Source organism: Azospirillum sp. P4_B5, assembly GCF_056402275.1.
This window is the reverse complement of the sequence record NZ_JBFUHT010000111.1, coordinates 1-3722: the sequence shown is the minus strand read 5'-3', so window position 1 is coordinate 3722 and position 3722 is coordinate 1. Positions and strand designations below refer to the sequence as shown.

The 3722-nt window shown below is 66.0% G+C and carries 3 protein-coding genes; all 3 read right to left on the bottom strand.

The window, feature by feature from the left end; all coding sequences use genetic code 11:
• Positions 1–115: 115 nt before the first annotated feature.
• Positions 116–2020, bottom strand: coding sequence for a methyl-accepting chemotaxis protein (locus AC1DVI_RS32120; RefSeq protein ID WP_476961431.1), 1905 nt, complete (start codon positions 2018–2020; stop codon positions 116–118).
• A gap of 31 nt (positions 2021–2051) precedes the next feature.
• Positions 2052–3077 (bottom strand): branched-chain amino acid ABC transporter permease, encoded by a 1026-nt coding sequence (locus AC1DVI_RS32115; protein ID WP_476961430.1) that lies wholly within the window; start codon positions 3075–3077, stop codon positions 2052–2054.
• Positions 3078–3080: 3 nt separating this feature from the next.
• Positions 3081–3722 (bottom strand): branched-chain amino acid ABC transporter permease (locus AC1DVI_RS32110; RefSeq protein WP_476961429.1); only part of this gene is annotated, 642 nt, incomplete at its 5' end.

The following is a 3722-nucleotide window of genomic DNA, read 5'->3' as shown; positions in this document are numbered from 1 at the left end:
TCGATTGGTTCAACAACCGGCGCCTCCTCGAACCCATCGGCAACATCCCTCCCGCCGAGGCCGAAGCGCGCTATTATGCACAAACTGAGGACATCGCCATGGCGGCGTGACTCAACTAAATCGGCCTCCGGAAAACCTGGGGCGGTTCAATCTGGCCAATGGCAACGGCTGCCCCGTCGGTTACAGACTGCATGGTGTCGATCTGGGCGCCGATCTCCTCGGTCGCTCTGGCCGTCTGAGCGGCCAGACTTTTGACCTCCGACGCTACGACGGCGAAGCCCTTGCCGGCCTCTCCGGCGCGGGCCGCCTCGATGGTCGCGTTCAGGGCCAGCAGGTTGGTCTGCGCCGCGATATCGTGGATGAGCTGCACCACGGCGCCAATGCGGCCGGAGGTTTCCACCAGCACCCGCATGGTATCGTCGGCTTGCACGGAGGCGTCGATAGCAGCTTGGGTGATGCGGCTGGATTCCTCGTTGTGGCGACTGATGTTGCTGATGGAAGTGCGGAGTTGGTTGGCCGCCGAAGCCACGGTGCCGACACTCGCCGCAGTCTGCTCGGCCGCAGCGGCGACGCCGGTGGCCTCGTTCAGGGTACGGTCGGCTCCGTCGCTCATGGTTTGGGCGGTCGCTTCCAATCCGTCTGCGGAAGAGGCCACGGCGCGGACGATGCCTCCGACACGGGAGTCGAAGCCTTGGGTTGCCTGCTCCAGCGCACGCGTCCGCTTTTCGCGCTGTGCGCGCACCCACTCCTGTTCTGCCTTTAGAACCTCGGCACGCCCCAGTGCTTCCTGAAACACCTGCATTGCGCCAGCCATCCGGCCGATCTCATCACGGCGATCCCGGGCCGGAATCGTAATGTTGAGGTCTCCTTCGGCGAGGCGTTGCATGGCGTGGCTCATCGCGCTCAGCGACGTCGTGATGCCACGGGCAAAAAGGACGCCGCCCACGCAGATGATGAGCAGCAACAGGCAACCGGCGATCATCATCTGGTTGCGCATGGCATAAACCGGCGCCAGCACCTCCGCCACCGAGGCTTCCGCCAGAACGGTCCAGGCCAGCCTGTCGTGCCGCAGCGGACGGGCCGCGGCCAGGGCCGCTGCCGTGCCAAGCGCGTTCATCGTCTCGACCACGCGCGCGTTACCATCATATCCGCCAGCTGGGCCCATGGTCACGGATCCGCCGACGTGGCGGGACAGGACGGGCAGACCGTGAGCGAAGCGGGGTGTGCTGCGCAGAAGGCCATCGGCGCCGAGAAGGTAGGTGTCTCCAGTCTCACCCATACCATCGGTCGCGCGCATGATGCGGTTCAGGCCGTCGGGCTCCAGCCGAAATGCGAGGAGGGCGAGCAACTGGCTGCTGCCGTCCGGCTGCGGCATGGTGATGGGACTAACGAGGAAGGCCGAGGGTGGCTCGTCGGGCGCGCCATAGACGGTGAAGTCAGCGATCTGCAGGGTGCCGGGGCGTGGATCGCTTCGGACGGCGGCCTGAAGGTTGGCCAGGGAGGGTGACGCGACCGGTCGGGCAAAGTCGGCCCCCTTGGCCACGCTGTAAATCACCATTCCCTCAGGGCTCAGCAAAAGCACGTCGGCGAGACCCCGGCGCTGCATGAGATCCTGCATCCAGCCATGCAGCCGCAGGTGCGCGATGTCGTACATCGCGCCGGAATCCGCCTTCTCCAGCCTGTGGCGCTCGCCAGCCGGGTATGGGTTGTCGTCCACGTAGCGCTTGCGCAGGGATGTGCCAGCGTCCCCGCGGTCGGCCTCGACGCGCCAGCCGTTGCTCATCCCGACCGCCGCGTCACGCATGGACCGGGTGCTGGCGGTCAGCACGATGTCGTTTTCCAAATTGTCCAGATAGGCGCGCACGCTGGCTTCGCGCGCATCGGCCAACGCCACCAGCTTGTCCTGCGCCGTCTCCCGCAAGCGCCTGGACGCAGCATCATAGGCGAAACTGCCGAGCAGCACGGCAGCAAGCACCGCCGAAGTCACCAACGCGCCAGGAATTTTGTACGTCAAGAACACGGCTAAACCTCCGGTGCACGGCAAGGAAAGATCAGCGGCTGCGCCTGCCAATCCAGGCAAGACACTCGCCGACGACGCCGCGCCGGAAGACCAGCACGCAGACCACGAAGATGGCGCCGATCACCACCGGAACCGGCATGCTGGTGGCCGCCAGATAGCTTTCCAGAGTGACGACGATGGCGGCCCCCACCACCGGGCCGAGCAGCGTGCCCATGCCGCCGAGCAGCGTCATCAGCACCACCTCGCCGGACATCTGCCACGTCACGTCGGTCAGCGAGGCGAGCTGGAAGACCAGCGCCTTGGTCCCGCCGGCCAGCCCGGCGAGGCTCGCCGACAGCACGAAGGCCAGCAGCTTGTAACGCTCCGTCCGGTAGCCCAGCGACACCGCGCGCGGCTCGTTCTCACGGATCGCCTTCAGAACTTGACCAAAGGGCGAATGGACCGTGCGCCAGACCACCGCGAAGCCGGCCAGGAACACCGCCAGCACGAAGTAGTACATGGACATCAAGTTGTTGAGGTCGATCACGCCGAACAAATGCCCGCGCGGCACGGCCTGGATGCCGTCCTCGCCGCCGGTGAACTTGAGCTGCAGGGCCATAAAGAAGACCATCTGCGACAGCGCCAGCGTGATCATGGCGAAGTAGATGCCCTGCCGGCGGATCGCCAGCGCGCCGAAGGCGAGGCCCAGCAGGGCGGAGAAGCCCATGCCGAGCAGAATGCTGACCTCCGGCCCCAGCCCCCAGACCTTGGTGGAATGGGCGGTGATGTAGGCCGCCCCGCCGAAGAAGGCGGCGTGGCCGAAGCTCAGCAGCCCGGCGAAGCCGATCAGCAGGTTGAAGGCGCAGGCGAACAGCGCGAAGCACAGCACCTTCTTCATCACGAAGACGGGGTACAGCACGAAGGGYGCSGCCAGCGCGATCAGCAGGCCGATGCCGAGGATGATGGCGTTGCGGGTGCTGTCCTGCCCCGGACGGCGCAGCGCGATGGTGGTCGTCTGGCTGTCGGCCGCCTTGAGGTTGGCCGCCTTGAGGTTGGTCGTCTTGCTTTGGGTGGCCATGGCTCAGCGCTCCCGTCCGAAGAGGCCCGCGGGCTTGATGAGGAGAACGATCGCCATCACGACGAACACCACGATGTTGGAGGCTTCGGGGTAGAAGACCTTGGTCAGGCCCTCCAGCAGCCCCAGCCCCAGGCCGGTGACGATGGCGCCGAGGATCGAGCCCATGCCGCCGATCACCACCACCGCGAAGACGACGATGATCAGGTTGGTGCCCATCAGCGGCGACACTTGATAAATGGGTGCCGCCAGCACCCCGGCCAGCCCGGCCAGAGCCACCCCGAAGCCGTAGGTGGCGGTGATCATCACCGGCACGTTGATGCCGAAGGCCTGGACCAGCACCGGGTTCTCAGTGGCGGCGCGCAGGTAGGCGCCGAGCCGCGTCCGCTCGATGGCGAACCACGTCCCGAAGCAGACGATCAGGGAGGCGACGACGACCCAGCCGCGGTAGTTGGGCAGGAACATGAAGCCGAGGTTCTGGCCGCCCTTGAGCGCGTCCGGGATCGGATAGGGCTGGCCCGACACGCCGTAGAAATGGCGGAAGGCGCCTTCCATGATCAGGGCGAGGCCGAAGGTCAGCAGCAGGCCGTAGAGATGGTCGAGCTTGTAGAGCCGCGACAGCATGGTCTTTTCCAGAACCACGCCGAG